This is a genomic window from Anaeromyxobacter sp. (assembly GCA_016718565.1).
In the GTDB taxonomy this organism is placed as follows: domain Bacteria; phylum Myxococcota; class Myxococcia; order Myxococcales; family Anaeromyxobacteraceae; genus JADKCZ01.
The window spans coordinates 215,083-241,086 of sequence record JADKCZ010000018.1; the positions used below are offsets into that span (position 1 = coordinate 215,083).

Consider the following 26,004-nt stretch of genomic DNA (forward strand, 5'->3'; position numbering starts at 1 on the left):
CGGGAGCCGAGTGGACCGAGACGATCCCGCCGCGCCTGGCGCCATGACCCAGCTCCTGGCGGAGCTGGGGCGGACCCGCGACGTGCCGGTGCCCGAGGCCTGGATCAAGCCGCCGGCGGCGGGCGATCGGATCGGTCGCTTCGAGCTGGTGCGGGAGATCGGCCGCGGCGGGTTCGGCGTGGTCTTCGAGGCGCTCGACGGCGAGCTGGGGCGGCCGGTGGCCTTCAAGGCGCTGCGCCCCTCGCGCGTCATCGAGGCCGGGCAGGCGGCCGCGCTGCGCGACGAGGCCGAGGCGGCGGCCCGGCTCAACCACCCGGGCATCGTCACGGTACACGACTTCGGGACCTGCGCCTCGGGCCCCTACGTCATCATGGAGCTGCTGCGGGGCGAGGCCCTGGCGGAGCGGGTGGAGCGCGGCCCGCTGCCCGTGGCCGAGGCGGTGCACGTGGCGCTGGAGGTGGCCCGCGCCCTGGCCCACGCGCACGCCGCCGGGGTGCTGCACCGCGACCTCAACCCGGGCAACGTCTTCCTCTGCCAGGGGGGCGCGGTGAAGGTGCTGGACTTCGGCCTGGCGCGGGTGCTCGGCTCCGGCGGCCTGCGCGGCGGCACGCCCAGCTACACCGCGCCCGAGCAGTGGCGTGGCGAGGCGGACGACGGCCGGGCCGACCTCTTCGGCCTGGGCTGCCTGCTCTACCGGATGCTGGCCGGGCGCACGCCCTACCAGACCGCCTCGGGCCGGCTCACCGTGCACGACGTGACGCCCCCGCCTCTGCCGGACCTGGCCGGCGTGCCGGCCGGCCTGGCGGCGCTGGCCCGCCGGCTGGTGGAGCGGATCCCGGCCGATCGGCCGGCCAGCGCCGCGGAGGTGGTGCGCCTGCTCGAGGCCGAGGCCCGCGCCCTCGACCCGCGGGCCCGCCGGGTGCGCCGCGGCCTGGCCGGGCTCGGCGCGGCGGCGGTGGCGCTGGCGCTGCTGGTCGGGGCCTTCGCCTGGTGGGGACCGGACGAGCCCCCCGGGCCCCTCGCGGTGCTGGTGGCCGACCTGGAGAACCGCACCGGCGAGCCCGAGCTGGACGGGCTGGCGGGCCTGCTGGGCACGGCGCTCGAGCAGTCGCGCCACCTGGCGGTGGTGAGCCGCGCCCGCCAGTGGGAGGCCCTGGCGCAGCTCGGCCACGGCGACGCCGTCCGCATCGACGAGCGGCTGGCCCGGGAGGTGGCGCGCCGGACCGGCGTCCAGGCGCTGCTGCTCGGCACGGTGCACCGCTTCGACGGCACCTACGTGCTGGAGCTGCGCGGGCTCGAGCCGGCGGCTGGCCGCCACCTCTTCAGCCTCTCCGAGCGGGTGGTGGGGCGCCAGCTGGTGCCGGAGCTGGTGGACGCGGTGGCGCTCCGGGCCCGCCGCGCCCTCGCCGAGCCGCAGGACCTGGTGGAGGCGGACCGCCGGCCGGTGGGTGACGCGGTGACCCACAACCTGGCCGCCTACCGGCACTACTTCGCCGGCCTGGAGTGCATGATCCGGCGCTCCGACTCGGAGCGGGTCTGCCCGGACCACTTCCTGCGGGCCCTGGAGATCGACCCGGCCTTCGCCCTGGCCCACCACCAGCTGGCCTACCTGCTGGGCGCCGAGGGGAGCGACGAGGCGGGGGCGCGCCGCGAGAACGCTCTGGCGATGGCCCAGGCCGACCGGGCGCCGCCGCGCGAGCGGGCCCTCATCCTGGCCTTCCAGGCCGAGCTGGAGGGCCGGGTCGAGGACGCCGTGGTGGCCTACGGCGAGGCCGCCGGGCGCTTCCCAGACGACCACGAGGTGCACGCCCGGGCCGGCTACTACCTGCACCGGCAGCGCGACTGGGCGCGCGCCCTCCCCTTCATGCGCCGCGCCGTGGCGCTCGACCCCGAGCGGGAGGACGTGGCCCGGCTGCTGGTGGCCGACCTGGTCCAGCTCGGCCGCCTCGACGAGCTGCGCCAGTACGCCGCCGCCTGGGAGCGGCTGCCCTCCTCGCCGGCGCGGCGCTCGCTGCTGGTGCGGGCCTGGTTCTGGCTGGGCGACCGGCCCCGGGCCCTGGCGGTGGCGCACCAGATCTCGGCGGCGGGCGGCCTGGGGGCCCACTACGAGGAGGCCGTCATCCACTTCGCCGGCGGCGACTTCGGCGCGGCGGCCAGCGCGCTGGACCGGGACGTGGCGGCCGGGCAGGAGGACGCCTACGTGCGGGCCGGGGTGACGCGCGCCCTGGAGGCGCGGGGGCGCTTCCGCGAGGCGCTGGGGCGGGTCCCGCCCGACGACGCCCCCTCCCGGCGGGCCCTGGTGCACCACAGCCGCGCCGTCATGCTGGCCGCCCAGGGGCGCGGCGCCGAGGCCTGGCAGGAGGCCCAGCGCTGCGCCGAGGCCGATCCCGCCATCGCCGGGCCGCTGGCCACCGACCTGCTCTTCCTCGGCGACCGGCCCGGCGCCGCCACGCTGGCCGCCGGCCTGGCCCCCGGCACCCTCGACGCCCGGGTCCACGCCGCGGTGCTGGCCTGGCGCGAGGGGCAGTCCGGCGAGGCGGTGAGGGCGCTCCAGGCGCTGTCGGCCACCGAGCCGGTGCCGTCCTGGTGGGGCATGCCGCCGTCCTGGGCGCTGGCCCAGGTGGCCGAGGTGGCCGGGGACCACGCCACGGTGGTGGCGGCGGTGGACCGGCTCCTCTCCACCTGGCACCCCATGTCCTCGCGCGGCGGCGGCATGGTGCCGCGCGCGCTGCTGCTGCGGGCCCACGCCCTGGCCCGCCTGGGCCGCCGCGAGCGGGCGCGGACCGAGCTGGAGCGGCTGCTGGCGCAGCGCGCCGGGGGCGACCCGGCCGATCCGGTGGCCGCCGAGGCGCGCGTCGCGCTGGCCGCCCTCGAGGCGCCGCGCTAGAGCTTCGCCAGCACGGCGGTCAGCAGCGTCCAGAAGTTCTTCACCGACGGGATGGAGACGTGCTCGTCGGGGGTGTGGACGTCCCACATGCTCGGGCCGATGGAGGCCATCTCCATCTGCGGGTACTTCTCGCCGATCAGCCCGCACTCCAGCCCGGCGTGGATGGCCTTGATGGCCATGGGCTTGCCGAACAGCTCGCGGTGCACCCCGTCCACCAGCTTCACCACGCCCGAGCCCGGCTCCGGCTTCCAGCCCGGGTAGCCGCCGGAGTGGGTGGCCTGGAAGCCGGCCACCTCCACCACCGCGGCGATGCGCCGCGCCAGCGCCTGCTTGGAGGCGTCGATGGAGGAGCGGGTCAGGAAGTTCACCTCCACCACGTCCTCGCGGGTCTCGCACAGCCCCATGTTGGTGGAGGTCTGGACCAGCCCGGCGATGTCCGGGCTCATGGCCTCCACGCCGTGCGGGCCGGCCAGCAGGAGCCCCAGCACCGCCTTGGCGTCGGTGGACGCCATGGGGGGCGCGGCCGCGCCCGGCTCCAGGGTGATGGCCAGGTTCGGGTCGAAGGCGCCCAGGGCGGTGCGCCACTCGGCCGAGACCCGCGCCACGTCCGCGGCCAGCGCCGCGGCGCGGTCCGGGGCGCACAGCACCACCGCCGACGCCTCGCGCGGGATGGCGTTGCGCTTGTTGCCGCCCCCCAGGCTCACCAGCGCCAGCCCGTGGGCCGCCATCACCGCGTCGAGCACCTGCGCCAGCAGGCGCAGCGAGTTGCCGCGACCGGCGCCGATGTCGATGCCGGAGTGGCCGCCCTTGAGGCCGGCCACCTTGAGCCGGAAGGCGACGGCGCCGGGCGGCGGGGCCACCCGGGTGACCTGGCGGCGCGCCAGCGTGTCCATGCCCCCGGCGCAGCCGATGGTCAGCTCCCCCTCCTCCTCGCTGTCCAGGTTGAGCAGGGTGGCGGCCCGCAGCCAGCCCGGCTGGAGCCCGTTGGCGCCGGTCAGGCCGGTCTCCTCGTCCACCGTGACCAGCAGCTCGAGCGCCGGGTGGTCCAGGTCGCGGGCCGCCAGCACCGCCAGCCCGGCCGCCACCCCGATGCCGTTGTCGGCGCCCAGCGTGGTGCCGGTGGCCCGCAGCACGTTGCCGTCGCGCCGCACGCGGATGGGGTCCTTGCCGAAGTCGTGCGGCGTCCCCTCGTTCTTCTCGCAGACCATGTCCACGTGGCACTGCAGCGCCACGGTCGGGCGGTCCTCCCGGCCCGGCGAGGCCGCCTTGCGCAGGAGCACGTTGCCCACGGCGTCCTGCTCCACCTGGCAGCCGAGCGCCCGCCCCTGCGCCGCCACCCACTGGGCCGCGGCGGCCTCGTGCTTGGAGCCGCGCGGGATCCTGGAGAGCTCGAGGAAGTAGGACCAGAGCGGCTTGGGGTCGAGGGCGTCGAGCAGGTCGGCCATGGGTGTCCTCCGGGTGCCGAGCGCCGGCTCGGGCGGGCGCGGCGGGCCAGGGGTGGCGCCGGCGCGCGCGGGCGCGCACGTTAGCAGGGGACGCCCCCCGGGGTGGCCTCGAACTTCGCTGCGCCGCCGCCCGGATCGGACGCTAGACTCCCCGCCATGTCCGAACCCTCCCGGGAGGTGCTGATCGTGGGCGCCGGGGTGGCCGGCCTGGCTTGCGCCCGCGCGCTGGCCGAGGCTGGCCGGCCCGCCCTGCTGCTCGAGCGGGCCCGCGGCGTGGGCGGCCGCTGTGCCACCCGGCGCCTGGAGGGGCAGCCGCTGGACCACGGCCCCGCCTTCCTGCACGGCAGCGACCCGGGCTTCCTGGCGGCCCTGGCCGCGGTGCCGGCCACCGCGCTGCCGGGCTGGCCGTCCGGGGTGTCCGGCACCGGCCAGCCCTGCCAGGCCGAGGCCTTCCGGCCCGGCGAGGTCCGGCTGGCCTTCGCCGAGGGCGTCAACGCCTTCCCGCGCCACCTGGCCACGGGGCTGGAGGTCCGCCTCGAGGCCGAGGTGACGACGCTGGAGGAGGCGGGGAGCCGCCTGCGCCTGCAGACCGCGGCGGGCCAGCCGCTGGAGGCGCCGGCGGTGGTGCTGGCGCTGGCCGCCGAGCAGGCCGGGCGCCTCCTCGGCACCCTGCCGGCGGCGCTGCCCGAGGTGCGCGGGGCCCGCGCCCTGCTCGACCTGTCGCGCAGCCACGCCTGCCTGGCGCTGCTGGCCGTCTACGGGGAGGAGGCGCCGCGCCCCGGCTGGCAGGTCTGCTACCCGGAGGCCTCCCGGGCGCTGCAGCTGGTGTCGCACGACTCCTCCAAGCGACCGGCCGGCGCCCGGGTGGCGCTGGTGCTGCAGGCGCGTCCGGCCTGGTCGCGCGCCCACCTGGAGGACCCGGCCTGGCCGGTGGCGTTGCTCGAGGAGGCCGGGCGGGTGCTGGGGCCCTGGGCGGCGCGGCCGGCGGCCAGCCACGCCCACCGCTGGCGCCACGCCCGCACCGACCGCGCTGCCGAGCTGGCCGGGCCGCTCCTGCTCACCCTGCCCGGCGGCGGGCGGCTCGGGGTGTGCGGCGACCGGTTCGCGCCCGGCGGCGGGGTGGAGGCGGCCTGGCGCTCGGGCCGCCTCATGGCGGCGCGCCTGCTGCAGGGCGCCTGGCCGGCGGCGGGCGCGACGTGAGCGGCGGCCCGGCGGGCGCCACACCAGGGACACGGGGGACGACATGGCCGACGATGCGCTGAGCGCGCTGGTCGCGAGGGACCAGGATCACGAGTGCGAGGGCTTCGGCCCGGGCAAGGTCTGCGTGAAGGTGGTGGCGGTGGCCGACCTGCCCACCCGCTTCGGCCGCTTCCGCCTGGTGGGCTTCTGGAACAACCGCGACGGCAAGGAGCACGTGGCCATGGTGCGCGGCGAGGTGGTGGGCGGCGCCGACGTGCCGGTGCGCCTGCACTCCGAGTGCCTCACCGGCGACGTCATGGGCTCGCTGCGCTGCGACTGCCGCGACCAGCTCACCGGCGGGCTGGACGCCATCGAGCGGAGCGGGCGCGGCGTGCTCCTCTACCTGCGCCAGGAGGGGCGCGGCATCGGCCTGCTCAACAAGATCCGCGCCTACGCGCTGCAGGAGCAGGGGCTCGACACGGTGGAGGCCAACCTGGCGCTGGGCTTCCGCGACGACGAGCGCGACTACGCCGTGGCCGCCCACATGCTGCACAGCCTGGGCATCCGCTCGGTGCGGCTCATCACCAACAACCCCGAGAAGGTGCGGCAGCTCACCCAGCACCGGGTGGAGGTGGCCGGGCGCATCCCGCACGTCATCCCGCCCAACGAGTTCAACCGCTTCTACCTGGAGACCAAGGGGCGCCGCAGCGGCCACCACCTGGACTACCCGGGCAAGGCCCGCCTGCCCGAGCAGAGCGACCCGGTGCGGGTGGAGGGGATGCCCGAGGACCAGGAGGCGCCGGGCAGCTGAGGCGCCCTCCGGCGCCCTACCCGGCCGGCCGCAGGAACCGCTCGGCCCGCAGCGCGGCGATCACCGTCGCCTCGTCGGGTCCGGCCACGCCGCGCGCCGACGACTGCGCCAGGCAGTCCACCACCTCGTTGACGGCGTGGCCGGCGTGGCCGCGCACCCACGACCAGGTGACGGCCAGCTCGCGGGCCCGGGCGTCCAGCGCCTCGATGAGGTCGCGGTTCTGCACCGGCGCGCCGCTGGCGGTCTTCCAGCCCTTGCGCCGCCAGCCGTGGACCCACCTGGAGAGCGAGTCCACCACGTAGCGCGAGTCGGTGAGCACCTCCACGGTGGCCCCCGCGGGCAGCCCGGCCAGCGCCTCCAGCACGGCCCGCAGCTCCATCCGGTTGTTGGTCACCGGGGAGGAGCCGTCGGTGACGAAGCGGGTGGCGCCGAAGCGGAGCGCCGGCCGCTGGCGGTCGAGCACCACGAACCCGGTGGCGCCGGGCCCGCCGGGGTTCACCAGCGAGGAGCCGTCGGCGAAGACCAGGAAGCGGGCGGGAGGCGCGCTCACGGGGCGGCGGTCGGGGTGGCGGCCGGCGCCCGCAGGTAGAGCTGCAGCGCCGTGTCGCTGGCGCGGCGGTAGCCGATGACGAAGTCGAGCGGGGCCGCCGTGGCCGGGCAGGCCTCGGCCAGGTCGGCCTGCACCTGGTCCTGGAACGGGACGCGCGGCGGCAGGTAGGGGCCGAAGCAGGTGACCGCGAAGCCGGCCCTGCGGAGCACCTTGTACGGGACGCCCGAGTCGTCCTGCAGGATGGCCTGGCAGGACTCCAGGAGCAGGGCGCGGGACCTGGAGAAGGCCTTGTCGTGCAGGATGAAGGAGGCCGACTTGAGGAAGCCGTTGGCCGGCCCGAAGCCGCGGGCCCAGGCCAGGAAGCCCGGCCGCCGCGCCAGCGCCTCGTCGAGCAGGTCCACCCGCACGTAGGAGAGCTCCTGCACCGGGCCCCCGGGGAACTGGAAGTGGAGCCGCACGCCCTGGGTGCCGCGCCCGGCCCGCGCCCCCGGCGCCAGGTCGGTGGCGACGCCGCCTTGGCCCACCTCGAAGCCGGTGGCGTCCAGGACCTCGGCGCCGGAGCGCGCCAGGAACAGGTAGAGGATCGGCATGACGCCCTTGATCCCCTTGCCGCGCAGGTCGTGCCCCATCTGCGAGGTCACGAAGAAGCTCTTCTCGATGAAGGTGTGGAGCGCCGCTGCCAGCCCGTCGATGGCGGCGTGCACCGACTCCGGCTTCATGGTCTCCGGGGCCTGCACCGCCCCCACCGCCTCGAGGCCGGCCAGCAGGTAGGCCGGCGCGCCGGGGAAGAGCCGCACCACGTGGGCCGCGTCCGGGCCGCCGAAGAGGTAGATGACCTTGCGGTCCCCTGGCAGGCGCGGCGCCAGCGTGGCCGCCTGCCAGGCGGCGGCCCGGGCCAGGCGCTCGCCCAGCCTGGGCCAGGCCAGGTCCATGGCGGCCGCGTGGTCGCGCCAGGCCTGGGTCTGCGTGAGCGGGTGGAGCGGCGAGCCCTCCGCCACGGGGAGGCCGGCCAGGAAGCGGGCCTGGTCGGGGACGGTGGAGAGGCCGGTCGCGGTCGCGGTCGCGGTCGGGGTCGGGGTCGGGGTCGGGGTCGGGGTCGCGGGGTCGCGGTCGCGGTCGCGGTCGGGGTCGGGGTCGGGGTCGGGGTCGCGGTCGTCTCCGCCCCGGCCTGGCACGCCAGCGCCCCGACCAGCGCCAGGGCGGCGAGGACGCTGCGGACCGGGGCGACGGGCAGGCGGGAGATCATCGGAGGCGGCTCCGGGGCGGCTGGCGTGGGCGTCAGGCGCGTGGGCGGGAACGGGGGGCGCACCATACACCGACCTGCGCCCGACACCCGCCGTGGCATGGCGGTCCCCGCCGCCCGGGGCCGACGCCCGGGCCTCACCGGTGGGAGGCGGCGGCTGGTGCAGGGCGGGAGGCCTTCCCCCGGCTCCCGGGCCCCTTGGGCCGCCCGGACCGGGCGGCCGCCAGGACCGCGTGGGCGTCGATGGCCGCGCCCAGGGTGGCCAGCGCCCTGGCCACGCAGACCTGCTCCGACACACAGGGGTGGCGCGGCGCGGCGGCGTGGTCGGGGTCCACGAAGCGGGTGCCGGCCGAGGTGACCAGCGCCACCACGTACCGTCTGAAGGGCTGGCCCGGCAGCGGCTCGACGATGCCGGCGTCGCTGGCGTAGTTCCAGGTGAGGCCGGTCTTGTGGAGGAAGCGGACCTCGGCCACGGCGTTGCACGGGCGCACGTCGCGGCCGTAGGCCAGGCCGCCCGCCACCTCGACGCCTCGCTCGGGGTCCAGGTGGCGCTCCGGCACCAGGGCCGGGATCCCGGGCGGCCCGGCGCCGCACCGGCTGCCGGCCGACAGGGCCTCGTGGATGGCCTGGTCGGCCAGCAGGGCCTGGAGCCGGCGGCGCGCCGGCTCGGGCAGCGCCTGGCGCGTCACCGGCTCGCCCTGGGGGGTCCGCCAGAGCACGCCCGGCCCGCCCGCCACCAGCCAGAGGAGGCGGGCCACGTCCATGGCGCCGGCGTGGATCTCCCCGGGCGCCCAGCGCCCCCCGTCGGCCGCGCTGGTCCCGTCGATCCGGAGGGTGTCGAGCCCCAGGGCGGCGAGGTCGCCGTTGAGCGGGTCCACCTCGCCCCGCGCGTGCAGGTGCCGCAGCACCACGCGCGTGGCCTGGTTGTCCGAGACCGTGATCATCCGCTCGACCCAGGCCGAGAGGGGCAGCCGCTCGGCGGTCGAGCCCGGGCCGGGAGGCTCGAGCGGCGCCTCCAGCAGCGTCCCGGCCGCCAGCGCTCCCACGGCCACCCGCCGCTCAACGTGGAAGGCCACCAGCAGCTTGAAGAGGGAGGCCGGGTACGGCGCCATGAAGTCCACGCCGATCCGGCGCGCCGGGGCGAGGTCGTCGGCCTCCTCGAAGGGAGCCACGACCTGCCCGGCCAGCGCCGCCTCGCGCCTGGCCTGGCTCCAGCGCCGGAAGCGGACCCCGGACGCGGCCAGGTCCCGGTCGAGCGCCACCACCCGCCCCTGCGGCGCCGCCCCGTCCACCTGCACGTTGGCGGCCTCCACGGCGCGCCCGTCGGCGTCCAGCCGGATGACGGCCAGGTCCACCACCGGGCCGGCCAGGGCGGGCGGGAGGGGCCAGGGGCAGTCGCCGCCACCCGGGCACCGCCCGTCCTCCGGCCCGGCGTCGTGCAGGTCGGCGAGCCCCGAGCCAGCCAGCGCAGCCAGGAGCGCCTCGGCCAGCGGCGGCGCCGGCGGCCCGGGGCGCGGCGCCGATGGCGGCGGCGCCGCCGCGAGCAGCGCCAGGAGCACGGAGGTGAGCATGAGGGTGCCCATCATACCGGCGGCCGCCCGCGGTGGCCCTCGGTCCGGCCGGCCAGCCCCGCCTGGCCAGTCCGACCCGCCCTCGCGGAGCCCCGCCGCCGAACCGCCGGCACCGCCACGCGGCTCAGACACGCCATGGCCCTCCCCTGGTGGCTCCCCTTCGGCGCGGTCCCCGAGCTGGCCCCCGAGGCGCTGGCGGCAGCGCTCGACCGCGCCCCACCGCCGCAGGTCCTGGACGTCCGCACGGCCACCGAGTGGGCCGCCGGCCACGTGGCCGGCGCCGTCAGCGTCCCCATCGGCGGGCTGAAGCGCCGCCTCGCCTCGCTCGGGCTCGACCCGGCCCGCCCGGTGGTGACCATCTGCCTCTCGGCCCACCGCTCCATCCCGGCCGTGCGGCTGCTGCGCGCCGCCGGCTTCACCGCCTCGCAGCTGCGGGGCGGCATGCTGGCCTGGCGGCGCGCCGGCCTCCCCGAGCGCCGGGGCTGAGCTGGCGCGGCACCTCGCCGCACACCCGGGCCGGCCGCTCGCCTACACTCAGGGGATGTCCACCGCCCCCACCCCCTCCCTCGGGCGCTTCGCCTGGCTCTCGATCGGCGCGGCGGTGACCACCATCGCGCTCAAGACCATCGCCTGGCAGCTGACCGGCTCGGTGGGCCTCCTCTCCGACGCGCTGGAGTCGCTGGTCAACCTGGTGGCGGCCGTGCTGACGCTCCTCATGCTGGGCGTGGCGGCGCGGCCGCCGGACGACGACCACGCCTACGGCCACTCCAAGGCCGAGTACTTCGCCAGCGGCGCCGAGGGGGCGCTCATCCTGCTGGCCGCCGTGGGCATCGGCTACACGGCGGTGCAGCGGCTCCTGCACCCGGCGGGCATCGAGCAGGTCGGGTGGGGCGTGGTGGTCTCCGCGGTGGCCTCGGCGGTCAACTTCGGGGTCTCGCGGGTGCTGCTGCGGGCCAGCCGCCGCCACCGCTCCATCGCGCTGGAGGCCGACGCCCACCACCTCATGACCGACGTCTGGACGTCGGCCGGCGTGCTCCTGGCCGTCGGCCTGGTGGCCCTGACCGGCTGGATCATCCTGGACCCCATCATCGCGCTGGTGGTGGCGGCCCAGATCGTCTGGACCGGGGTCCGGCTGATGCGCCGCTCGGCCATGGGGCTGCTCGACTCCGCCCTCGGCGAGGAGGACCTGGCCACCCTGCGCCAGGTGCTGGCGCGCCGCGAGGGGCCCGAGGTGAAGTTCCACGCGGTGCGCACCCGCCAGGCGGGCGCGCGCCGCTTCGTCTCCATGCACGTGCTGGTGCCGGGCGCCTGGACGGTGCGGCGGGGCCACGACCTGCTGGAGGAGCTGGAGCACGAGGTGCGCCAGGCCCTGCCGAGCGCCACCGTCCTGACCCACCTGGAGGCGCTGGAAGACCCGGCCTCCTGGCTGGACGAGGGGCTGGATCGGGACGCGCCGGACGACCCGGTGCCGGCCCCGGCCCCGGCCGGGCCGCCGCGGGAATGAACCACCGCGACGTCCGTCCTCCAGGAGAGGAGCCCGTCATGCGCCACCTGCCACGCCTGCTGCTCGCCGCGTCCCTGCTGCTCCCCGCCGCCACCCTGGCCGACTCGCTGCGCTGTCCGGGCGGGATCGTCTCGGTGGGGGACTCCTCGCTGGACCTGCTCGGCAAGTGCGGCGCCCCGGCGCTGCGCGAGGCCCGGGGCGAGGAGCGCTCGCGGGTCCGGCTGGACGCCGCCGGGCGGCCGGTGGAGGGCCGGTCGGTGGCCGTCACGGTGCAGCGCTGGACCTACAACTTCGGCCCGCGCCAGTTCGTCCAGCACGTCGAGCTGGAGGGCGGGCGGATCACCGGCGTGGTGGGCGGTGGCTACGGCTACGACCTGGGGGCCGGCCCGCCCGCGCCCGCCATCCCCCGCGCCCGCTGCGGCCACCTGGCCCTGCGCGTGGGGGACTCCACCTTCGACCTGCTGGCCCGCTGCGGCGAGCCGGCCACCCGCGACGTGCGGGAGGTCACCCGGGTGACCGGCGGCGCCGCGGGCGGCGGCGCCTACGAGGCCGCCTCCACCACCGAGCTCATCGAGGTCTGGAGCTACGACTTCGGGCCCCAGGTGCTGGTGCGGCACCTCTCCGTCGAGCGCGGCGCGGTGACGCAGGTCGGGACCGGCGGGTACGGCTACTCGCGCTGAGGCCCGCGCCGGATATTGCGGCGACGCCGGGGGTGGGCTACCACCGCCCACATGGCCGACGCCGCCCGCCCCGGAAACTTCCTCACCGAGATCATCGACGCCGACCTGGCCGCCGGCAGGAACGGCGGCCAGGTGGTCACCCGCTTCCCGCCCGAGCCCAACGGCTACCTGCACCTGGGCCACGCCAAGTCGATCCTGCTCAACTTCGGCCTGGCGGCCCGCTACGGCGGCCGCGCCCACCTGCGCTTCGACGACACCAACCCGACCACCGAGGAGACCGAGTACGTCGAGGGGATCCAGGCCGACGTCCGCTGGCTGGCCGGCGAGTGGTCGGCCCTCCACTACGCCTCCAGCTTCTTCGAGCAGATGTACCAGTGCGCCGAGCGGCTGGTCCTGGAGGGGCACGCCTACGTCGACAGCCAGCCGCAGGAGGCCATCCGGGCGCAGCGCGGCGACTTCAACACCCCGGGCGTGAACGGCCCGCACCGCGACCGCCCGGCCGCCGAGAGCCTCGCCCTGCTGCGCCGCATGCGGGCCGGCGAGTTCCCCGACGGGGCCTGCGTGCTGCGGGCCCGCATCGACATGGGGCACCGCAACGTGCTGCTGCGCGACCCCCTCCTGTACCGGATCCGGCACGCCAGCCACCACCGCACCGGCGCGGCCTGGTGCATCTACCCGATGTACGACTACGCCCACCCGCTGGAGGACGCCTTCGAGGGCGTCACCCACTCCATCTGCACGCTGGAGTTCGAGTCCAACCGGGAGCTCTACGACTGGGTGCTCGACCACCTCGGCCCGTGGGACCCGCGCCCCCGCCAGTACGAGTTCGCCCGCCTGGCCCTCGGCTACACCGTGCTGTCGAAGCGCAAGCTCCTCACCCTGGTCGGCGAGGGCCGGGTGGCCGGCTGGGACGACCCGCGCATGCCCACCCTGGCCGGCCTGCGCCGCCGCGGCGTCACCCCCGAGGCCCTGCGCGACTTCGCCGAGCTGATCGGCGTGTCCAAGAACAACTCCACGGTGGACATCGGCAAGTTCGAGTACGCCCTGCGCGCCGACCTGGAGGCGCGCTGCCCGCGCGCCATGGCGGTGCTCGACCCGCTGCCCATCACCATCACCAGCTGGCCGGTGCGCCAGCTGGAGTGGCTGGACGTGCCCTGGTGGCCCGGCGAGCCGGACCGCGGCGTCCGCCAGGTCCCCTTCGGCCGCGAGCTGCTCATCGAGCGCGACGACTTCTCCGAGGACCCGCCGGCCGACTGGAAGCGGCTGGGGGTGGGCCGCGAGGTGCGGCTGGCGGGCGGCTACGTGGTGCGCTGCGAGGGCGTGCAGCGCGACCCGCAGGGCCACGTCACCGGGCTGCTCTGCACCCACGACCCGGACTCGCTGGCGGCCGACCCGGCCGGACGGCGGCGGGTGCCGGGGGTGCTGCACTGGGTGCACGCGGTCCGCTCCGAGCCCACCGACGTGCGGCTCTACGACCGGCTCTTCACGGTGGAGCAGCCCGACGCGGTGGAGGACTTCCGCACCGTGCTCAACCCGGACTCGCTGGTGCACGCCCGCGGGGCTCGCCTGGAGCCAGCCCTGGCGGCGGCCCGGCCCGGCGAGCGGTTCCAGTTCCTGCGGCAGGGCTACTTCCACGCCGACCCGGTGGACTCGCGCCCCGGGGCGCCGCTCTTCAACCGGATCATCTCGCTCAAGGACTCCTGGAGCCGGGTCGCCAGGCCCGAGGCGACGGCGCGCCCCCGCGCGGCCCCGCCCCCCCGGGCGGGCGCGCCGCGGCGGGCCCGCAACGAGGGGCGGGCCGAGACGCGGGCCGCCACGCCCGAGCTGGCCGAGCGCTACGCCCGCTACCAGGCTTCGCTGGGGCTGCCCGAGGAGCAGGCCGACCTGCTGACCGGCGACCTGGCGGTGGCGACCTACTTCGAGGCCGCCCTGGCAGCCCACCCGGGCGCCGGCTCGCTGGCTCGCTGGCTCCTCAACGACCTGCTCGGCCTGGCCAGGGAGGCGCCGCTCGACGGGCTGCCGCTCCAGGCCCCCGGCTTCGGCGCCTTCGTGGCGCTGGTGGACGCCGGCCGGGTGACCCCGGCGGCGGCCAAGGTGCTGCTGGCCGACCTGGCGGCCGGCGGCGGAGACCCGGCGGCGCGGCTGGCCGCGCTGGGCCTCGAGAAGGTGGAGGACCAGGGCGCCCTGGAGGCCGCCCTGGACCGGGCGCTGGCCGCCACCGCCGCCGAGGTGGCCCGCTACCGGGCCGGCGAGCGCAAGCTGCTGGGCGTCATCCTGGGCGCGGCCATGCGGGAGGCCAAGGGCGCCGACGCCACCGAGGTCCGGCGACGGCTCACCGAGCGGCTCCAGTAGGCGGGCCCGCGCGGGCGGCCTGGTGGCCGTTTTCTGGCCCACCCCGGGGGCGGGTGATATCGCCAGGCATCGACTCCGCCGCCTCCGGCGAGAGGAGGCCCGCCATGTGGCAGACCTGCGCCCTGCTGATCGCCCTCGCCACCGCCGCGCCGCCGGCGGGGCTGGCGCCCCTGCCGGGCGAGCCGCCGCGCGCCTTCCTGTGCCGCGCCACCCACCTGCCGGCCGGCCGCGCCTGCTCCAGCCGCTGCGACCAGGCCGGGGCCGTCGCGGACCCCGCCGGGCCCGCCCACGCCGACGCTGGCTGGGCCTGCCGGCTCTCCTGCACGCACCGGGCGCTGCACGCCATGGCCGACTGCCGCGCCAGGCCGGCCGCGCCGGCCACCAGCCCGCTCGCGGCGCGCTGAGCGCCGGCGGAGGCGTCCCCGCCCCGGGCCGGCGCGGCGGCGCGTGCGCGCCTCCCCGGAAGTGCGCTATCTCAGGGCTCCCTTCCCCCGGGAGCCCGCGCCGCCATGCACCAGACCGAGAACCTCAACGTCATCGCCCTGGACCTCATGCCGTCGCCGGACGAGGTGAAGTCCCGGGTGCCGCTCACCGAGCGCGCCGCGCACACGGTGGTGCAGGGCAGGCGGGCCCTGGAGGCCATCCTGGACGGCCGCGACCACCGGCTCTTCGTGGTGGTGGGCCCCTGCTCCATCCACGACCCGGTGGCGGGCCTGGACTACGCCCGGCGCCTGCGCGGGCTGGCCGACGAGGTGGCCTCGACCATGCTGCTGGTGATGCGGGTCTACTTCGAGAAGCCGCGCACCTCGCTGGGCTGGAAGGGCTTCATCAACGACCCGCACATGGACGACTCCTTCCGCGTCGACGAGGGCATGGCGCGGGCCCGCCGCTTCCTGCTGGACGTCAACGAGCTGGGCCTGCCGGCCGGCACCGAGGCGCTCGACCCCATCGCCCCGCAGTACTACGGCGACCTGGTCAGCTGGACCGCCATCGGGGCCCGCACCTCCGAGTCGCAGACCCACCGCGAGATGTCCTCCGGCCTCTCCACCCCGGTGGGCTTCAAGAACGGCACCGACGGCGACGTGGACGCGGCGGTCAACGCCATCCTCTCGGCCGGCGGGGCCCACGCCTTCCTGGGCATCAACGGCCAGGGGCGCACCGCCATCGTGCGCACCCGGGGCAACCGCTACGGCCACGTGGTGCTGCGCGGCGGCGGCGGGCGGCCCAACTTCGACACCGTCTCCATCTCGCTGACCGAGGCGGCCCTGGCCAAGGCCCGGCTGCGCCAGAGCATCGTGGTGGACTGCAGCCACGCCAACTCCTGGAAGAAGCCGGAGCTGCAGCCGCTGGTCATGCGCGACGTGGTCCACCAGATCCGCGAGGGCAACCGCTCGGTGGTGGGGCTGATGGTGGAGAGCTTCCTGGAGGCCGGCAGCCAGGCCATCCCGGCGGACCTCTCGACGCTGCGCTACGGCTGCTCGGTCACCGACGCCTGCGTCGGCTGGGAGGCCACCGTGGAGATGCTGCGGAGCGCCCACGCCACCCTGCAGGACGTCCTGCCCGGCCGGGTCCGGGCGTAGGCGCGGCCCGCCCCGCCACCACGCCGGCCGGCGCTCAGTGGCCCACGGTCCCGGCCAGCTCGCGCAGCTTCAGCCCCACCGCCTCGCAGACCTGCAGCGACGGCACGGCGCCGCCCAGCCCGAGCAGCCGGAACTGATCGCGCACCTTCTGGCCGCGGGTCTCGAGGTGCAGCTCGTGCGGGAAGAGCCCGTAGAGGGCGAAGACCCTGAGGATGCGGTCGAGGAAGCCCAGCGAGTCCACCGCGTCCACGTCCACCACCAGGTCGGTGACGGTGCGGGTGAGCGAGAAGGCCTCCAGCGCCAGGCTCCCCGCCTCCCGCGGCGGCGGCGCCTGCCCCTCCTGGGCCAGGGCCAGCCAGTCGATGGCGCGGGGGTCCACCGTCCGGTCGAACGGCTCGATGAGCAGCGCCACCTCCCACTGGTGGCCGCCGCGCCGCGCCGCCCCGCCCCGCACCACGTTGACCCGCTGGGCGGCCAGGCCGGAGGCCAGCCGCCCGGCCCACCCGGTGGGGAGCGGCCCGCTCACCTGCACCTCGTAGCGACCCTCGCCGGCCTCGGCCACCTGGTAGCCGGCGGGCGCGGCGGGCTTGGCGGAGGGCTGGTCGGGGGCGTCCACGGCGAGGCTCAGGGTGTCCATGTTCACGGGAGGATGCAAGCAGGCCGCCAGCGGCGGCGCCCGCGGCGCGGCCCTGCGCGGGGACCTCCGGGGCCAGCCGCCCCCCCCGCCAGGGGCCGGGCGGGCGCCGGGCTGCCCGCGGTCGAGGCTGGGCCTGCCCGGTGCGCGGGCAGCGGGATGGGCTCAGGCCCCGCGCACCACCACGCCGTGGGCCGTCTCGGCGTAGGTGTACTCCGGGTGGAACTTCTCGGCGCTCCGCAGCGCCCACTCGCGGTCGAAGAGCACCACCGCCCGCTCGCGGACGTCCAGCACCACCATGCCCTCCACCGCGTCGTGCAGGGCCGAGAGGTCGAGCGGCTTGCCGTCGGTGCGGCTCACCCAGCGGGCCAGCTGCCAGGGCACCGCCTCCACCCGCACGTCCACGCCGTACTCCGCCTCCAGCCGGTACTTCACCACCTCGAACTGCAGCTGGCCGAGGGCCCCCAGCACCAGGTCGCCGGTGCGGCCGGCCGGCGGGCGGTAGAGCTGCACCGTGCCCTCCTGGGCCAGCTGCTCGATTCCGCGGGCGAACTGCTTGCGCTTGAGCGGGTCCTTGAGGGCCAGGCGCCGGAAGTGCTCGGGGGCGAAGCTGGGGATGCCCTCGTAGGCGAAGGTGGAGCCCTCGGTGAGGGTGTCCCCGATCTCCAGCACGCCGGTGTCGTGCAGGCCCACCACGTCGCCGGCGTAGGACTCCTCCACGGTGGAGCGGTCGCGCGCCATGAAGATGGTGGGGTTGGCCAGCCGCAGGTCCTTGCCGGTGCGGACGTGGCGGGCCTTCATGCCCTTCACCAGCTTGCCCGAGCAGATGCGCAGGAACGCCACCCGGTCGCGGTGGGCCTTGTCCATGTTCGCCTGGATCTTGAAGACGAAGCCGCTGAACTCCGGGCGGGAGGGCTCGATGGGCCCCTGGTCGGAGGGCCTGGCCCGCGGCGGCGGCATCAGCTCGCAGAAGGTCTCCAGGAAGGCCTCCAGCCCGAAGTTGTTGACCGCCGACCCGAAGAACATGGGCGACAGCTCGCCGGCCTCGAACTTGGCCACGTCGAAGGCGTCGCCGGCCGCCTCCAGCAGCTCGGCGTCGTGGCGCAGCTGGTCGTAGCCCCGGTCGTCCAGGGCCTCCTTGACGGCCGGGTCGTCGATGCCGGTCACCTCCACCGGCGGACGCTCCGAGCCGGTGGTGGAGGAGGAGTTGGCGAAGTCCTTGTCGAAGAGGTAGACGCGCTGCCGCACCCGGTGCCACACGCCGCGGAAGGTGCCGGACCGGAAGATGGGCCAGGTGACCGGGTAGACCCCGATGCCCAGCACGCTCTCCACCTCGCCGATGAGCTCGAAGGCGTCGCGCCCCGGGCGGTCGAGCTTGTTGACGAACGTGAAGATGGGGATGGAGCGCTGCCTGCAGACGCGGAACAGCTTGCGGGTCTGCGACTCCACGCCCTTGGCGCAGTCGAGCAGCATGACCGCCCCGTCCACCGCGTGCAGCGTGCGGTAGGTGTCCTCGGAGAAGTCGGCGTGGCCGGGGGTGTCGAGCAGGTTGAGCTGCATGCCGCGGTACGGGAAGGCCAGCACCGAGGTGGTGATGGAGATGCCGCGCTCGCGCTCCATCTCCATCCAGTCGGAGACCGCGCTGGCCCGGCCGCGCTTGGCCTTGACCGCCCCGGCCACCTGGATGGCGCCGCCGTAGAGCAGCAGCTTCTCGGTGAGGGTGGTCTTGCCGGCGTCGGGGTGCGAGATGATGGCGAAGGTCCGGCGCCGGCCGATCTCGTGCGGGAGGCTCATGGGCGGGCCGTGTCTATCACGAAATGGGCGGCCGGAGCCCCGGCCCGGCCGCGCTGGCGCCCTCCCCCGTCTTCGGGTAGGTCATCGTCCCATGACCCCGAAGCAGCGGGCCTCCCACCTCGAGGCCCTGACCCGACTCCGCGCCGAGCTGGTGGCCGCCGGGCCGGCCCGCATCGAGCCCAACCGGCAGGACCCCGCCACCAGCGGCGTGGCCGACGAGGACGCCCAGGCGCTCTCCGAGATGATGCAGGTGCTGGCCTCGCAGCGGAACAAGGGGCAGGCCGACCTGCTCGGCCGCATCGACCTGGCGCTGCGCAAGCTGGCCACCGCCCCCGAGGACTACGGGCAGTGCGAGGACTGCGAGGAGCCCATCGCCCTGAGGCGGCTCCAGCTCATGCCCTACGCCGTGCTCTGCCCCGCCTGCCAGGCCCGCCGCGAGCCGGCCATCGGCGGCCGCCGCAAGAACCTCACCGACTACCGCTAGAGGGACCCCCCATGCGCCTCCTCCACACCATGCTCCGCGTCGGCGACCTGGCGCGCAGCCTGGCCTTCTACACCGACGTCCTCGGCATGACCTTGCTGCGCCGCCACGACTACCCGGAGGGCCGGTTCACCCTGGCCTTCGTCGGCTTCGGCCCCGAGAGCGAGCAGGCGGCCCTCGAGCTGACCCACAACTGGGACACCGACCGCTACGAGCTGGGCTCCGGGTACGGCCACGTGGCGCTGGAGGTGGACGACGCCGCCGCCGCCTGCGCGGAGATCAAGCGCCGCGGCGGGGTGGTGACCCGCGAGGCCGGCCCGATGAAGCACGGCACCACCGTCATCGCCTTCGTGCAGGACCCGGACGGCTACAAGGTGGAGCTGATCCAGAAGAAGGGCTGACGGACGGGACCGGGAGCCGGGAGCGCCACCGTGGGCCACGCCGGACAGGACGACTGGGCCTGCGCCCTGGCCGGGCAGCTGGCCAGCGGCGCGCCGGTCTCCGACGCCCGCTTCGACCGGCTCTTCGGCCCGGAGCTGCAGCGGCTGGCCTCGCTCCACTTCACGCCGCTGGCGGTGGCCCGCCGCGCCGCCGCCTGGCTCACCGAGGGCGGCGCCCGCGAGGTGGCGGACCTCGGCGCCGGGGCCGGCAAGCTCTGCCTGGTGGGGGCGGCCACCACCCAGGCCCGCTTCACCGGCATCGAGCAGCGCCCCGGCCTGGTGCAGGTGGCGCGCCGCGCCGCGCGCCTGATGGGGCTCGACCGGGCGCAGTTCCTCCAGGGCGACCTCAGGACGGTGCCGCTGGGGCGCTACCAGGCCTTCTACGTCTACGATCCGTTCTCGGAGGTGGAGGCCGAGCCGGACGAGCGGCTCGACCCCTTCGTGCCCACCCAGGACCGGGCCGCCGACGTGGCCACCCTGCTGGCGCGCCTGGCCGCCGCGCCGGCCGGCACCCGCCTGGTGATGTTCTGCGGGCTGGGCGGCCCCACCCCGCCCGGCTACGGGCTGGCGGCGGCCGAGGCCGTCAACGACCGCGGCGACACCCTGGAGTGCTGGGTGAGGTGAGCGGCGCGACGCAGCGATGCGCCGCGCATCGGCCGATCCGGCGACGGGGGGGATTGCTTGGCGGCCTCTCAGGCCGGCGGCGGCTCCCCGCTCACCAGCTGGGCCCACAGCTCCCTGAGCGGCCCGGAGAGCGCGAAGGGCTGCACCTCCACCGCGAACGCCTCGCCCTCGCGCCGGCTCAGGCGGGAGAGCACCCACACCGTGAAGGGGTCGGGCCCGAAGACCTTGGCCTCCAGGAGGCGGTTCTCCGGCAGGGGCTCCTCGCCGGACATCACCAGGCCGTCCTCGCCGATGCCGGTGGCGGTGAAGAGGCGGGGGCGGCGCGCCACGCTGATGGAGACCCCGAACTTCACCGGGCGGCGCCCCGGGCCCAGGGTGGTGACGGGCTGCGCGATGCGGGCCGAGGCCACCGCCGCCGAGGCGGCCGGCGTCTCGAAGGCGGCCACGAAGTCGGGCACCTGCTCCAGCACCCTGGCCACCGCCTCCCGCTCGGCCGGCGCCAGCAGCGCCACCGAGGCGAGCTCGGCCCCGGTGACCCGCGGCCGCGAGAGCAGCAGCGCCACCACCTGGTCGGAGGCCTTGACCACCTGCAGCAGCCGCGGGTCGCTGCAGGGGGCCGCCAGGCCGTGGTGGCCCGCGATGACCTCGCTCACCAGGGCCGGCAGGCGCCAGCGGGTGCCCATGACCAGCCCGAGCGTCACGTGCTGGCGCTCGATCAGGGCCTCCCACTCGGCGCGGGAGAAGCTCTCCTGCACCCGCTCCGCCTCCAGCATCGTCTCCAGCACGGAGATGGCCACGATCTTCCCGAAGTCGTGCAGCAGCCCGAGGGTGAAGGCGTCCTCGCAGCGCAGGCCGCGCAGCCGGGCCAGCTCCTGGCAGATGGCGGCGCCGGCCAGCCCCTCGATCCAGACCATGCGGCGCAGCGGCACCAGCGGGCCCACCGCCTGGGCGTGCACCGCCAGGCCGGAGGCCAGCAGGAGCCGCATCACCTGCTGCACGCCGATGCGGGTGAGCGCCTGGGTCAGGTCGATGACCGGGGTGCCGCGGCGGTACATCACCGAGTTGGCGCAGCGCAGGATGTCGGCGGCCAGCACCGCGTCGGCGCCGATGAGCCCGGCCACCTCGCCCAGGCCGAAGTTCTTCCGGCCCATGGCCTCCTGCACCTTGAGCGCCACCGCCGGGTAGGGCGGCACCTGGACGTCGCCCGCCGCGGCCCGCGCCTCGAGCGCCTGCTCGAGCCGCCAGAGCGGCTCCGGCATCGTCTCCGGGAGCCCGCTCACGGCCCCACCTCGAAGAAGACGCCGCGCTCGCGGTCCTTGCGGACCCGGTCGCCGGCGAAGCACTGCCCGTTCATGGCCACGAAGACCCCGGGCGGCAGCACCTGGGCGAAGGCCAGCGCGCTGCCCAGGTTGAAGAGCCCGTCGGAGCTGCCGAAGGCGTACGGCACCATGGCCCCGGTGAGGACCACCGTCTTGCCGAGCCCGGCCGCCACCAGCGCCCGCGCCGTCTCCGGCATGGTGTCGGTGCCGTGGGTGACCACCAGCCGCCCCTCCGGCGCCGTCCGGCAGCGCCCCACCACCGCCGCCCGATCGGCCTCGGTCATGTCCAGGCTGTCGATCATCATCAGCGTCTCGACCGCCACCTCGGCGCGGCAGCGGGCCAGCCGGAGCATCTCGGCCAGGTGGGTGTCCTTGAAGTAGAGCTTGCCGGTGAGCTCGTCGTACTCCTTGTCGAAGGTGCCGCCGGTGACGACGATGCGGATGGGCTGGCTCACGGTGCGGCTCCTGGTGCGTGGCGGTCGCGGCGGCCGATTCTACCGGCTCACCCGGGGCGTGGCCCTTCGAAGTGGCCCCGGGACCGGGCGGCACCACGGTGTGCCGTGGCGCCACAGGCGGCTGTGGGGGTCATACCAGGGAATCGGCTGGAGTTCCGAGGTTCTCCGCCACTTGCGCGATTGGTCCGCGCCATGCAGTCTTCCCGGGTGACCACTTCGCGAGCGACCACCCCAGGCCACCCGCCCGGACGGCCAGCGAAACGGAGACACCCCATGATGACGTCCAAGCTCACTGCCCTCCTGCTCGCCCCGGCGCTCCTCGCCACGGGCTGCGTCCACTCCTACAGCCGCTCCCGCACCTGGGGCGAGGACGGCTACGCGCAGCCCCAGCAGTGGGAGCGGGTCGGCCGGGTCTCCACGGTGCGCGAGACGGTCTACGCGCAGCAGGGCGACCCGGGCGGCGGCGCCGTGGCCGGCGCCATCATCGGCGGCCTCCTCGGCCACGCCATCACGGGCGGGCGCGGCGGCGGCGCGGTGGTCGGCGCCCTCGGCGGCGCGGCCGTGGGCGCCAACGCCAGCCAGGGCTCCGGCTCCCAGACCGTCTACGAGGTCACGGTCCGCTTCGACGACGGCGGCGTCCAGACCTACGCCTTCCGCGGCTACCTGCCCTTCCGCCCGGGCGACGACGTCCGCCTGACGCCGCAGGGCCTGTCGCGCCTCTAGGCTCCACCGCCCCCGCTGGACGGGTGCACCTGGGCCACCCCGGCGGCGGGGTGGCCCTCTTCCGTTGGCGGGCCTGGCCGCCTCGACGCCCCGGCCCGGTCGCGGTAGGGGTGGCGGCATGGCCTGGCGCGACTCGAGGTGGTGGGTGGTGGGGCCGGCGGCGCTGGCCCTGGTGGTGGGCCCGGGCTGTGCGGCCGGCCGGGGGGCCGGCGAGGCCTCGACCGCCAGCCCGGCCGCGACCCGGGCCCCCGCGACGACCCCGGCCCCACCGCGCTCCATGGCCGAGCTGCTGGCCTCCTCGCCGCCCTCCGACTGGCGGCGCCTGGCCCCGGAGGACACGCTGCAGCTCGAGCTGCCCTCGGGCCGGGTGGTCATCGCGCTGGCCCCGGCCTTCGCGCCGGCCCACGCGGCCAACCTGCGCGCCCTGGCGCGCGAGCGGTACTTCGACGGCCTGGCCGTCGTCCGCGCCCAGGACAACTTCGTGGTGCAGTGGGGCGACCCGGCCGCCGGCGAGGCCGGGGCCGAGCGCCCCATCACCACCGGGCGGCGCACCCTGCCGCCCGAGTTCACCCGCGCCGCGGCCGGCCTGCCCTTCACGCCCCTGCCCGACGGCGACGTCTTCGCCCCGGAGGTGGGCTTCTCGGACGGCCTGCCGGTGGCGCGGGACCCGGCCGCGGGCCGGGCCTGGCTGGCCCACTGCTACGGCATGGTGGGCGCGGGGCGGGACGACGCGCCGGCCTCGGGCGGCGGCGCCGAGCTGTACGTGGTCATCGGCCACGCCCCGCGCCAGCTCGACCGCAACGCCACGGTGGTGGGGCGGGTGGTGCAGGGCATGGAGCTGCTCTCGGCGCTGCCCCGCGGCCCCGCGCCCATGGGCTTCTACCTGGATCCGGCCCGGCGCACGCCGCTCCGCTCGGTCCGGCTGGCCGCCGATCTGCCGCCGGCCGAGCGCTCGGCGCTGGAGGTGCTGGACTCCGGCAGCGCCACCTTCGCGGCGCTGGTGGAGGCGCGCCGCAACCGGCGCGACCCCTGGTACCTGACCCCGGCGGGCCGCATCGACCTGTGCAGCGTCCCGCTGCCGGTGCGGCCCGCCGCGCCCTGAGAGGGGCGACCCGCCTAGCGGGGCATGTCCCCGAGGCCGCCGGCGTTGGTCACGTCGGCGTAGCCGGCCTGCTTGAGCATGCGCGCGCCCATGCCGCTGCGGGCCCCGGAGGCGCAGTAGAGCACCACCGGCTTCTCCTTCGGGATCTCGCCGAGGCGGCGCTGCAGGTCCTGCAGCGGGATGTTGACGGCGCCCGGGAAGCCGCCGTCGCGGAACTCGTCGGGGGACCGCACGTCCACGATCTTCGCCCCGGCCTCGATCTTCTGCTTCACGACGCTCATCTTCGCCTTGCCTCCCAGGAATCGCCTGACGACCAGCCACACGCCCACGGCGACCACCGCCGCGGTCAGAGGATCGATGCTCACGCCGCCGTCCCTTCCACGTCGAAGCCGCCTTCCGCCGACAGGCTGAGCCAGCCGCCGGTCAGGTTGGCGACGTCCTCGAAGCCGAGCTGCCGGAGGGTCCGGAGCGCCAGGTGGGCGCGGAAGCCGGAGCGGCAGTGGACCACCAGGCGCCGGCCCTTCGGCAGCGCGGCGTGGTCGAAGCGCACGTCGTCCACCGGCAGGTGCACGGCCCCGCGCAGGTGCCCCCGCTCCCACTCGCCCAGGGTGCGCACGTCCACCACCAGCGGCGGCGTGGCGGAGGCCAGCTCGGCCTTGAGCTGGGCCGCGGTCACCAGCGGGCTGAAGCCGGAGAGGTCGTTCTCCCCGATGAAGGCCGCCAGGTTGACCGGGTCGTTGGCCGAGGAGTACGGCGGCGCGTAGGCCAGGTCGAGCTCGGCCAGGTCGTGCAGGGTCATGCGGCCGTGCAGCGCGGTGGCCAGCACGTCGATGCGCTTCTCCACCCCCTCGTGCCCGAAGGCCTGGGCCCCCAGCAGGCGGGCGGTGCCGCGCTGGTACACCAGCTTGAGCGAGAGCTCCCTGGCGCCCGGGTAGTAGCCGGCGTGGTGGTCCTTGTGGATGACCGCCACGCCCACCTCCAGGCCGGCCTCGCGCGCCGCCTTCTCGGAGAGGCCGGTCATGGCCGCGGTGGCCTCGAAGATCTTCACCACGCTGGTGCCGAGCGCCCCGCCGTAGCGGACCGCGCCGCCCAGCGCGTTGGTGGCGGCCAGCCGCCCCTGCCGGTTGGCGGGCCCGGCCAGCGGCACCCGCACCTTCTTGCCGGAGACCTTCTGCACCACCTCCACCATGTCGCCGGCCGCCCAGACGTGCGGGTCGGAGGTGCGCAGGGTCTCGTCCACCAGCAGGCCGCCGGAGGGGCCGAGCTCCAGGCCGGCCGCCTTGGCCAGGGCCAGCTCCGGACGGACGCCCACCGAGAAGAGCACCAGGTCGGCGGGGAGCCGCCGGCCGTCGGACAGCTCCACCGTGTGGTCGCCCGGGTGGACCGCCTTCACGCCCACCCCGGTCAGCGCCTGCACGCCGGAGCGCTCCAGCTCGCGGCCCACCATCACGCCGAACTCGCGGTCCATCAGCGCCATGACGGTGGGCAGCAGCTCCACCACGGTGGTCGCCAGGCCGCGCTTCTGGAAGGCCTCGGCCATCTCCAGGCCGATGAAGCCGCCACCCACCACCACCGCGGTGCGGGGCCGCTGCCCGGTGATGAAGCCGTCGAGCCGGTCCATGTCCGGCACCGTCCAGAGCTTGAAGACGTGCGGAGCGTCGTGGCCGGGCAGCGGCGGCATGATGGGGTTGCCGCCCTGGGCCAGCACCAGCCGGTCGTACCCGAGCCAGGCCTCGCCCTCCGGCCCGCGGACCCGCACCCGGCGGCCGGCCCGGTCGAGCTCCAGCGCCTCGGTGTTCACCCTGACCTGCACCCCGTACCGGGCGTCGAAGCCCTCGGGGGTCTGCAGCAGCAAGGCGGAGCGCTTCTGGATGTCCCCGGAGATGAAGTAGGGGAGGCCGCAGTTGGCGTAGCTGACGTACGGGCCGCGCTCCAGCACGGTGATCTCGGCGCCCTCGTCGAGGCGCCGGGCCCGCGCCGCCGCCGTCGCCCCGCCCGCCACGCCGCCGATGATGAGGAGTCTCGTCGCCATGGCAGCTTAGAGCCACTCCCTCCCAAAGGGTTCGCGCCCCGGACGGGACCCCCGCCGGTCGAGGGCGGGCTGGGCCTGGGCCACCATCAGCGCCGCACCAGCTCCGGCCCCAGCTCGAGGAGCCTGGCCCTGAGGAGGTCCTGGTGCTCGACCTCCTCCTGGCGCAGCGCCTCGAAGAAGGCCCGCACGTCCGGGTCGACCAGGTGCGGGATGGCCGCGTCGTAGAAGGCCCAGGCCCGCTCCTCCGCCCGGAGCGCCACCCGCATGGCCTCGTGGGCCCCCAGGTCCGGCGGCACCGCGGCGCTGCCCGGCGCCTCCACGTCCAGATCCAGGGAGGTGTCGAAGCGGCGCGGCTCGCTGCGGAAGAGCACGTCGCGCCTCGACTCCAGCTGGCGCCGGTGCTTGCCCTCGTTCTCGACCATCTCCCGGAAGAAGGCGGCCGCGGCGGGGTCGGCCACCCGCTGGGCGAACTCCGCGTAGGCGTACTGGGCGTCCTCCTCGATGGTGATGGCGAAGTCCAGCGCCCCGCGCAGCGTCAGCGTCCCGAAGTCGATCGTCCCGCCCATGCGGCACCTCGCCGGCGGAGCCTACCAGGGAA

The 26,004-nt window shown here is 76.2% G+C and carries 25 protein-coding genes; 14 read left to right on the forward strand and 11 right to left on the reverse strand.

From position 1 onward, the window contains the following. The first annotated feature begins 43 nt into the window (after positions 1-43). Complete coding sequence (locus tag IPO09_20020) at positions 44-2,887, forward strand: protein kinase (protein MBK9519566.1); 2,844 nt, start codon at positions 44-46, stop codon at positions 2,885-2,887. On the opposite strand, the gene IPO09_20025 is transcribed toward IPO09_20020, so the two are convergent. After that, positions 2,884-4,332 (reverse strand): aminoacyl-histidine dipeptidase, encoded by a 1,449-nt coding sequence (locus tag IPO09_20025; GenBank protein ID MBK9519567.1) that lies wholly within the window; start codon positions 4,330-4,332, stop codon positions 2,884-2,886. The genes IPO09_20020 and IPO09_20025 overlap by 4 nt on opposite strands. A gap of 156 nt (positions 4,333-4,488) precedes the next feature. Between IPO09_20025 and IPO09_20030 the strand changes: the two genes are divergently transcribed. Then, the gene (locus IPO09_20030; GenBank protein ID MBK9519568.1) at positions 4,489-5,532 is read left to right on the forward strand and encodes an FAD-dependent oxidoreductase; all 1,044 of its coding nucleotides are present in this window, start codon (positions 4,489-4,491) and stop codon (positions 5,530-5,532) included. 43 nt (positions 5,533-5,575) lie between these two features. Continuing rightward, complete coding sequence (gene ribA, locus IPO09_20035) at positions 5,576-6,322, forward strand: GTP cyclohydrolase II (GenBank protein ID MBK9519569.1); 747 nt, start codon at positions 5,576-5,578, stop codon at positions 6,320-6,322. A 16-nt stretch (positions 6,323-6,338) separates the two neighbouring features. Here the strand turns inward: ribA and IPO09_20040 are convergent, their stop codons facing one another. The 3 genes from IPO09_20040 to IPO09_20050 form a co-directional block, all read right to left on the reverse strand. Further along, positions 6,339-6,872 (reverse strand): ribonuclease HI, encoded by a 534-nt coding sequence (locus IPO09_20040; protein MBK9519570.1) that lies wholly within the window; start codon positions 6,870-6,872, stop codon positions 6,339-6,341. Next, the gene (locus IPO09_20045; GenBank protein MBK9519571.1) at positions 6,869-8,047 is read right to left on the reverse strand and encodes a hypothetical protein; all 1,179 of its coding nucleotides are present in this window, start codon (positions 8,045-8,047) and stop codon (positions 6,869-6,871) included. Before IPO09_20045 ends, IPO09_20040 begins: the two co-directional genes overlap by 4 nt. Before the next feature lie 205 nt (positions 8,048-8,252). Then, complete coding sequence (locus IPO09_20050; protein MBK9519572.1) at positions 8,253-9,686, reverse strand: serine hydrolase; 1,434 nt, start codon at positions 9,684-9,686, stop codon at positions 8,253-8,255. A 135-nt stretch (positions 9,687-9,821) separates the two neighbouring features. Here IPO09_20050 and IPO09_20055 point away from each other — a divergent pair, with 135 nt between their 5' ends. From IPO09_20055 to IPO09_20080, 6 genes are all read left to right on the forward strand, one after another. Then, positions 9,822-10,172, forward strand: a complete 351-nt coding sequence (locus IPO09_20055) for a rhodanese-like domain-containing protein (GenBank protein ID MBK9519573.1) — start codon at positions 9,822-9,824, stop codon at positions 10,170-10,172. 55 nt (positions 10,173-10,227) lie between these two features. Further along, complete coding sequence (locus IPO09_20060; GenBank protein ID MBK9519574.1) at positions 10,228-11,190, forward strand: cation transporter; 963 nt, start codon at positions 10,228-10,230, stop codon at positions 11,188-11,190. A 38-nt stretch (positions 11,191-11,228) separates the two neighbouring features. Continuing rightward, positions 11,229-11,870, forward strand: a complete 642-nt coding sequence (locus tag IPO09_20065) for a DUF2845 domain-containing protein (GenBank protein ID MBK9519575.1) — start codon at positions 11,229-11,231, stop codon at positions 11,868-11,870. A 51-nt stretch (positions 11,871-11,921) separates the two neighbouring features. Continuing rightward, on the forward strand, positions 11,922-14,222 hold the full coding sequence (locus tag IPO09_20070) for a glutamine--tRNA ligase/YqeY domain fusion protein (protein ID MBK9519576.1): 2,301 nt from the start codon (positions 11,922-11,924) through the stop codon (positions 14,220-14,222). A 104-nt stretch (positions 14,223-14,326) separates the two neighbouring features. Next, positions 14,327-14,626 (forward strand): hypothetical protein, encoded by a 300-nt coding sequence (locus IPO09_20075; GenBank protein MBK9519577.1) that lies wholly within the window; start codon positions 14,327-14,329, stop codon positions 14,624-14,626. A 105-nt stretch (positions 14,627-14,731) separates the two neighbouring features. Then, the gene (locus IPO09_20080) at positions 14,732-15,802 is read left to right on the forward strand and encodes a 3-deoxy-7-phosphoheptulonate synthase (protein MBK9519578.1); all 1,071 of its coding nucleotides are present in this window, start codon (positions 14,732-14,734) and stop codon (positions 15,800-15,802) included. A gap of 34 nt (positions 15,803-15,836) precedes the next feature. On the opposite strand, the gene IPO09_20085 is transcribed toward IPO09_20080, so the two are convergent. Together IPO09_20085 and IPO09_20090 are read right to left on the reverse strand one after the other, a co-directional pair. Then, positions 15,837-16,439 carry a hypothetical protein gene (locus IPO09_20085; GenBank protein ID MBK9519579.1) on the reverse strand — a complete coding sequence of 201 codons (603 nt, stop codon included), beginning with the start codon at positions 16,437-16,439 and terminating at the stop codon, positions 15,837-15,839. A gap of 162 nt (positions 16,440-16,601) precedes the next feature. Further along, entirely contained in the window at positions 16,602-18,230 is a 1,629-nt protein-coding gene (locus IPO09_20090; GenBank protein MBK9519580.1) for a peptide chain release factor 3, read from the reverse strand. Positions 18,231-18,321: 91 nt separating this feature from the next. Here IPO09_20090 and IPO09_20095 point away from each other — a divergent pair, with 91 nt between their 5' ends. Genes IPO09_20095 through IPO09_20105 form a run of 3 tightly spaced genes read left to right on the forward strand, consistent with a single transcriptional unit; the run spans position 18,322 to position 19,775 of the window. After that, positions 18,322-18,714: a TraR/DksA C4-type zinc finger protein gene (locus IPO09_20095; GenBank protein MBK9519581.1), complete on the forward strand. Its 393-nt coding sequence runs from the start codon at positions 18,322-18,324 to the stop codon at positions 18,712-18,714. An 11-nt stretch (positions 18,715-18,725) separates the two neighbouring features. Next, positions 18,726-19,112: a lactoylglutathione lyase gene (gloA, locus tag IPO09_20100; GenBank protein MBK9519582.1), complete on the forward strand. Its 387-nt coding sequence runs from the start codon at positions 18,726-18,728 to the stop codon at positions 19,110-19,112. 30 nt (positions 19,113-19,142) lie between these two features. Next, positions 19,143-19,775, forward strand: a complete 633-nt coding sequence (locus tag IPO09_20105; GenBank protein ID MBK9519583.1) for a methyltransferase domain-containing protein — start codon at positions 19,143-19,145, stop codon at positions 19,773-19,775. Positions 19,776-19,843: 68 nt separating this feature from the next. On the opposite strand, the gene IPO09_20110 is transcribed toward IPO09_20105, so the two are convergent. After that, on the reverse strand, positions 19,844-21,055 hold the full coding sequence (locus IPO09_20110; GenBank protein MBK9519584.1) for an HDOD domain-containing protein: 1,212 nt from the start codon (positions 21,053-21,055) through the stop codon (positions 19,844-19,846). Then, positions 21,052-21,549 carry an asparaginase gene (locus tag IPO09_20115; GenBank protein ID MBK9519585.1) on the reverse strand — a complete coding sequence of 166 codons (498 nt, stop codon included), beginning with the start codon at positions 21,547-21,549 and terminating at the stop codon, positions 21,052-21,054. Before IPO09_20115 ends, IPO09_20110 begins: the two co-directional genes overlap by 4 nt. A gap of 273 nt (positions 21,550-21,822) precedes the next feature. On the opposite strand from IPO09_20115, the gene IPO09_20120 reads away from it, so the two are divergent. Next, a complete protein-coding gene (locus IPO09_20120) occupies positions 21,823-22,272 on the forward strand; it encodes a hypothetical protein (GenBank protein MBK9519586.1) in 450 nt (149 codons plus the stop codon). A 118-nt stretch (positions 22,273-22,390) separates the two neighbouring features. Further along, complete coding sequence (locus IPO09_20125; GenBank protein MBK9519587.1) at positions 22,391-23,374, forward strand: peptidylprolyl isomerase; 984 nt, start codon at positions 22,391-22,393, stop codon at positions 23,372-23,374. A 14-nt stretch (positions 23,375-23,388) separates the two neighbouring features. Here IPO09_20125 and IPO09_20130 read toward each other — a convergent pair whose 3' ends face one another. The 3 genes from IPO09_20130 to IPO09_20140 form a co-directional block, all read right to left on the reverse strand. Next, the gene (locus IPO09_20130) at positions 23,389-23,655 is read right to left on the reverse strand and encodes a rhodanese-like domain-containing protein (protein ID MBK9519588.1); all 267 of its coding nucleotides are present in this window, start codon (positions 23,653-23,655) and stop codon (positions 23,389-23,391) included. 80 nt (positions 23,656-23,735) lie between these two features. Further along, positions 23,736-25,406, reverse strand: coding sequence for an FAD-dependent oxidoreductase (locus IPO09_20135; GenBank protein ID MBK9519589.1), 1,671 nt, complete (start codon positions 25,404-25,406; stop codon positions 23,736-23,738). A gap of 86 nt (positions 25,407-25,492) precedes the next feature. Beyond that, on the reverse strand, positions 25,493-25,972 hold the full coding sequence (locus IPO09_20140; protein ID MBK9519590.1) for a ferritin family protein: 480 nt from the start codon (positions 25,970-25,972) through the stop codon (positions 25,493-25,495). Between the last annotated feature and the right edge of the window lie 32 nt (positions 25,973-26,004).

Excerpts from the sequence above, each read along its gene's own strand:
- IPO09_20085 (MBK9519579.1), bottom strand. The coding sequence starts at position 16,439 with ATGGACACCCTGAGCCTCGCCGTGGACGCCCCCGACCAGCCCTCCGCC.
- IPO09_20090 (MBK9519580.1), bottom strand. The coding sequence starts at position 18,230 with ATGAGCCTCCCGCACGAGATCGGCCGGCGCCGGACCTTCGCCATCATC.
- IPO09_20060 (MBK9519574.1), top strand. The coding sequence starts at position 10,228 with ATGTCCACCGCCCCCACCCCCTCCCTCGGGCGCTTCGCCTGGCTCTCG.
- IPO09_20080 (MBK9519578.1), top strand. The coding sequence starts at position 14,732 with ATGCACCAGACCGAGAACCTCAACGTCATCGCCCTGGACCTCATGCCG.
- IPO09_20020 (MBK9519566.1), top strand. The coding sequence starts at position 44 with ATGACCCAGCTCCTGGCGGAGCTGGGGCGGACCCGCGACGTGCCGGTG.
- IPO09_20030 (MBK9519568.1), top strand. The coding sequence starts at position 4,489 with ATGTCCGAACCCTCCCGGGAGGTGCTGATCGTGGGCGCCGGGGTGGCC.
- IPO09_20130 (MBK9519588.1), bottom strand. The coding sequence starts at position 23,655 with ATGAGCGTCGTGAAGCAGAAGATCGAGGCCGGGGCGAAGATCGTGGAC.
- IPO09_20095 (MBK9519581.1), top strand. The coding sequence starts at position 18,322 with ATGACCCCGAAGCAGCGGGCCTCCCACCTCGAGGCCCTGACCCGACTC.
- IPO09_20025 (MBK9519567.1), bottom strand. The coding sequence starts at position 4,332 with ATGGCCGACCTGCTCGACGCCCTCGACCCCAAGCCGCTCTGGTCCTAC.
- IPO09_20120 (MBK9519586.1), top strand. The coding sequence starts at position 21,823 with ATGATGACGTCCAAGCTCACTGCCCTCCTGCTCGCCCCGGCGCTCCTC.
- IPO09_20065 (MBK9519575.1), top strand. The coding sequence starts at position 11,229 with ATGCGCCACCTGCCACGCCTGCTGCTCGCCGCGTCCCTGCTGCTCCCC.
- IPO09_20135 (MBK9519589.1), bottom strand. The coding sequence starts at position 25,406 with ATGGCGACGAGACTCCTCATCATCGGCGGCGTGGCGGGCGGGGCGACG.
- IPO09_20140 (MBK9519590.1), bottom strand. The coding sequence starts at position 25,972 with ATGGGCGGGACGATCGACTTCGGGACGCTGACGCTGCGCGGGGCGCTG.
- IPO09_20125 (MBK9519587.1), top strand. The coding sequence starts at position 22,391 with ATGGCCTGGCGCGACTCGAGGTGGTGGGTGGTGGGGCCGGCGGCGCTG.
- IPO09_20055 (MBK9519573.1), top strand. The coding sequence starts at position 9,822 with ATGGCCCTCCCCTGGTGGCTCCCCTTCGGCGCGGTCCCCGAGCTGGCC.
- IPO09_20075 (MBK9519577.1), top strand. The coding sequence starts at position 14,327 with ATGTGGCAGACCTGCGCCCTGCTGATCGCCCTCGCCACCGCCGCGCCG.
- gloA (MBK9519582.1), top strand. The coding sequence starts at position 18,726 with ATGCGCCTCCTCCACACCATGCTCCGCGTCGGCGACCTGGCGCGCAGC.
- IPO09_20050 (MBK9519572.1), bottom strand. The coding sequence starts at position 9,686 with ATGCTCACCTCCGTGCTCCTGGCGCTGCTCGCGGCGGCGCCGCCGCCA.
- ribA (MBK9519569.1), top strand. The coding sequence starts at position 5,576 with ATGGCCGACGATGCGCTGAGCGCGCTGGTCGCGAGGGACCAGGATCAC.
- IPO09_20070 (MBK9519576.1), top strand. The coding sequence starts at position 11,922 with ATGGCCGACGCCGCCCGCCCCGGAAACTTCCTCACCGAGATCATCGAC.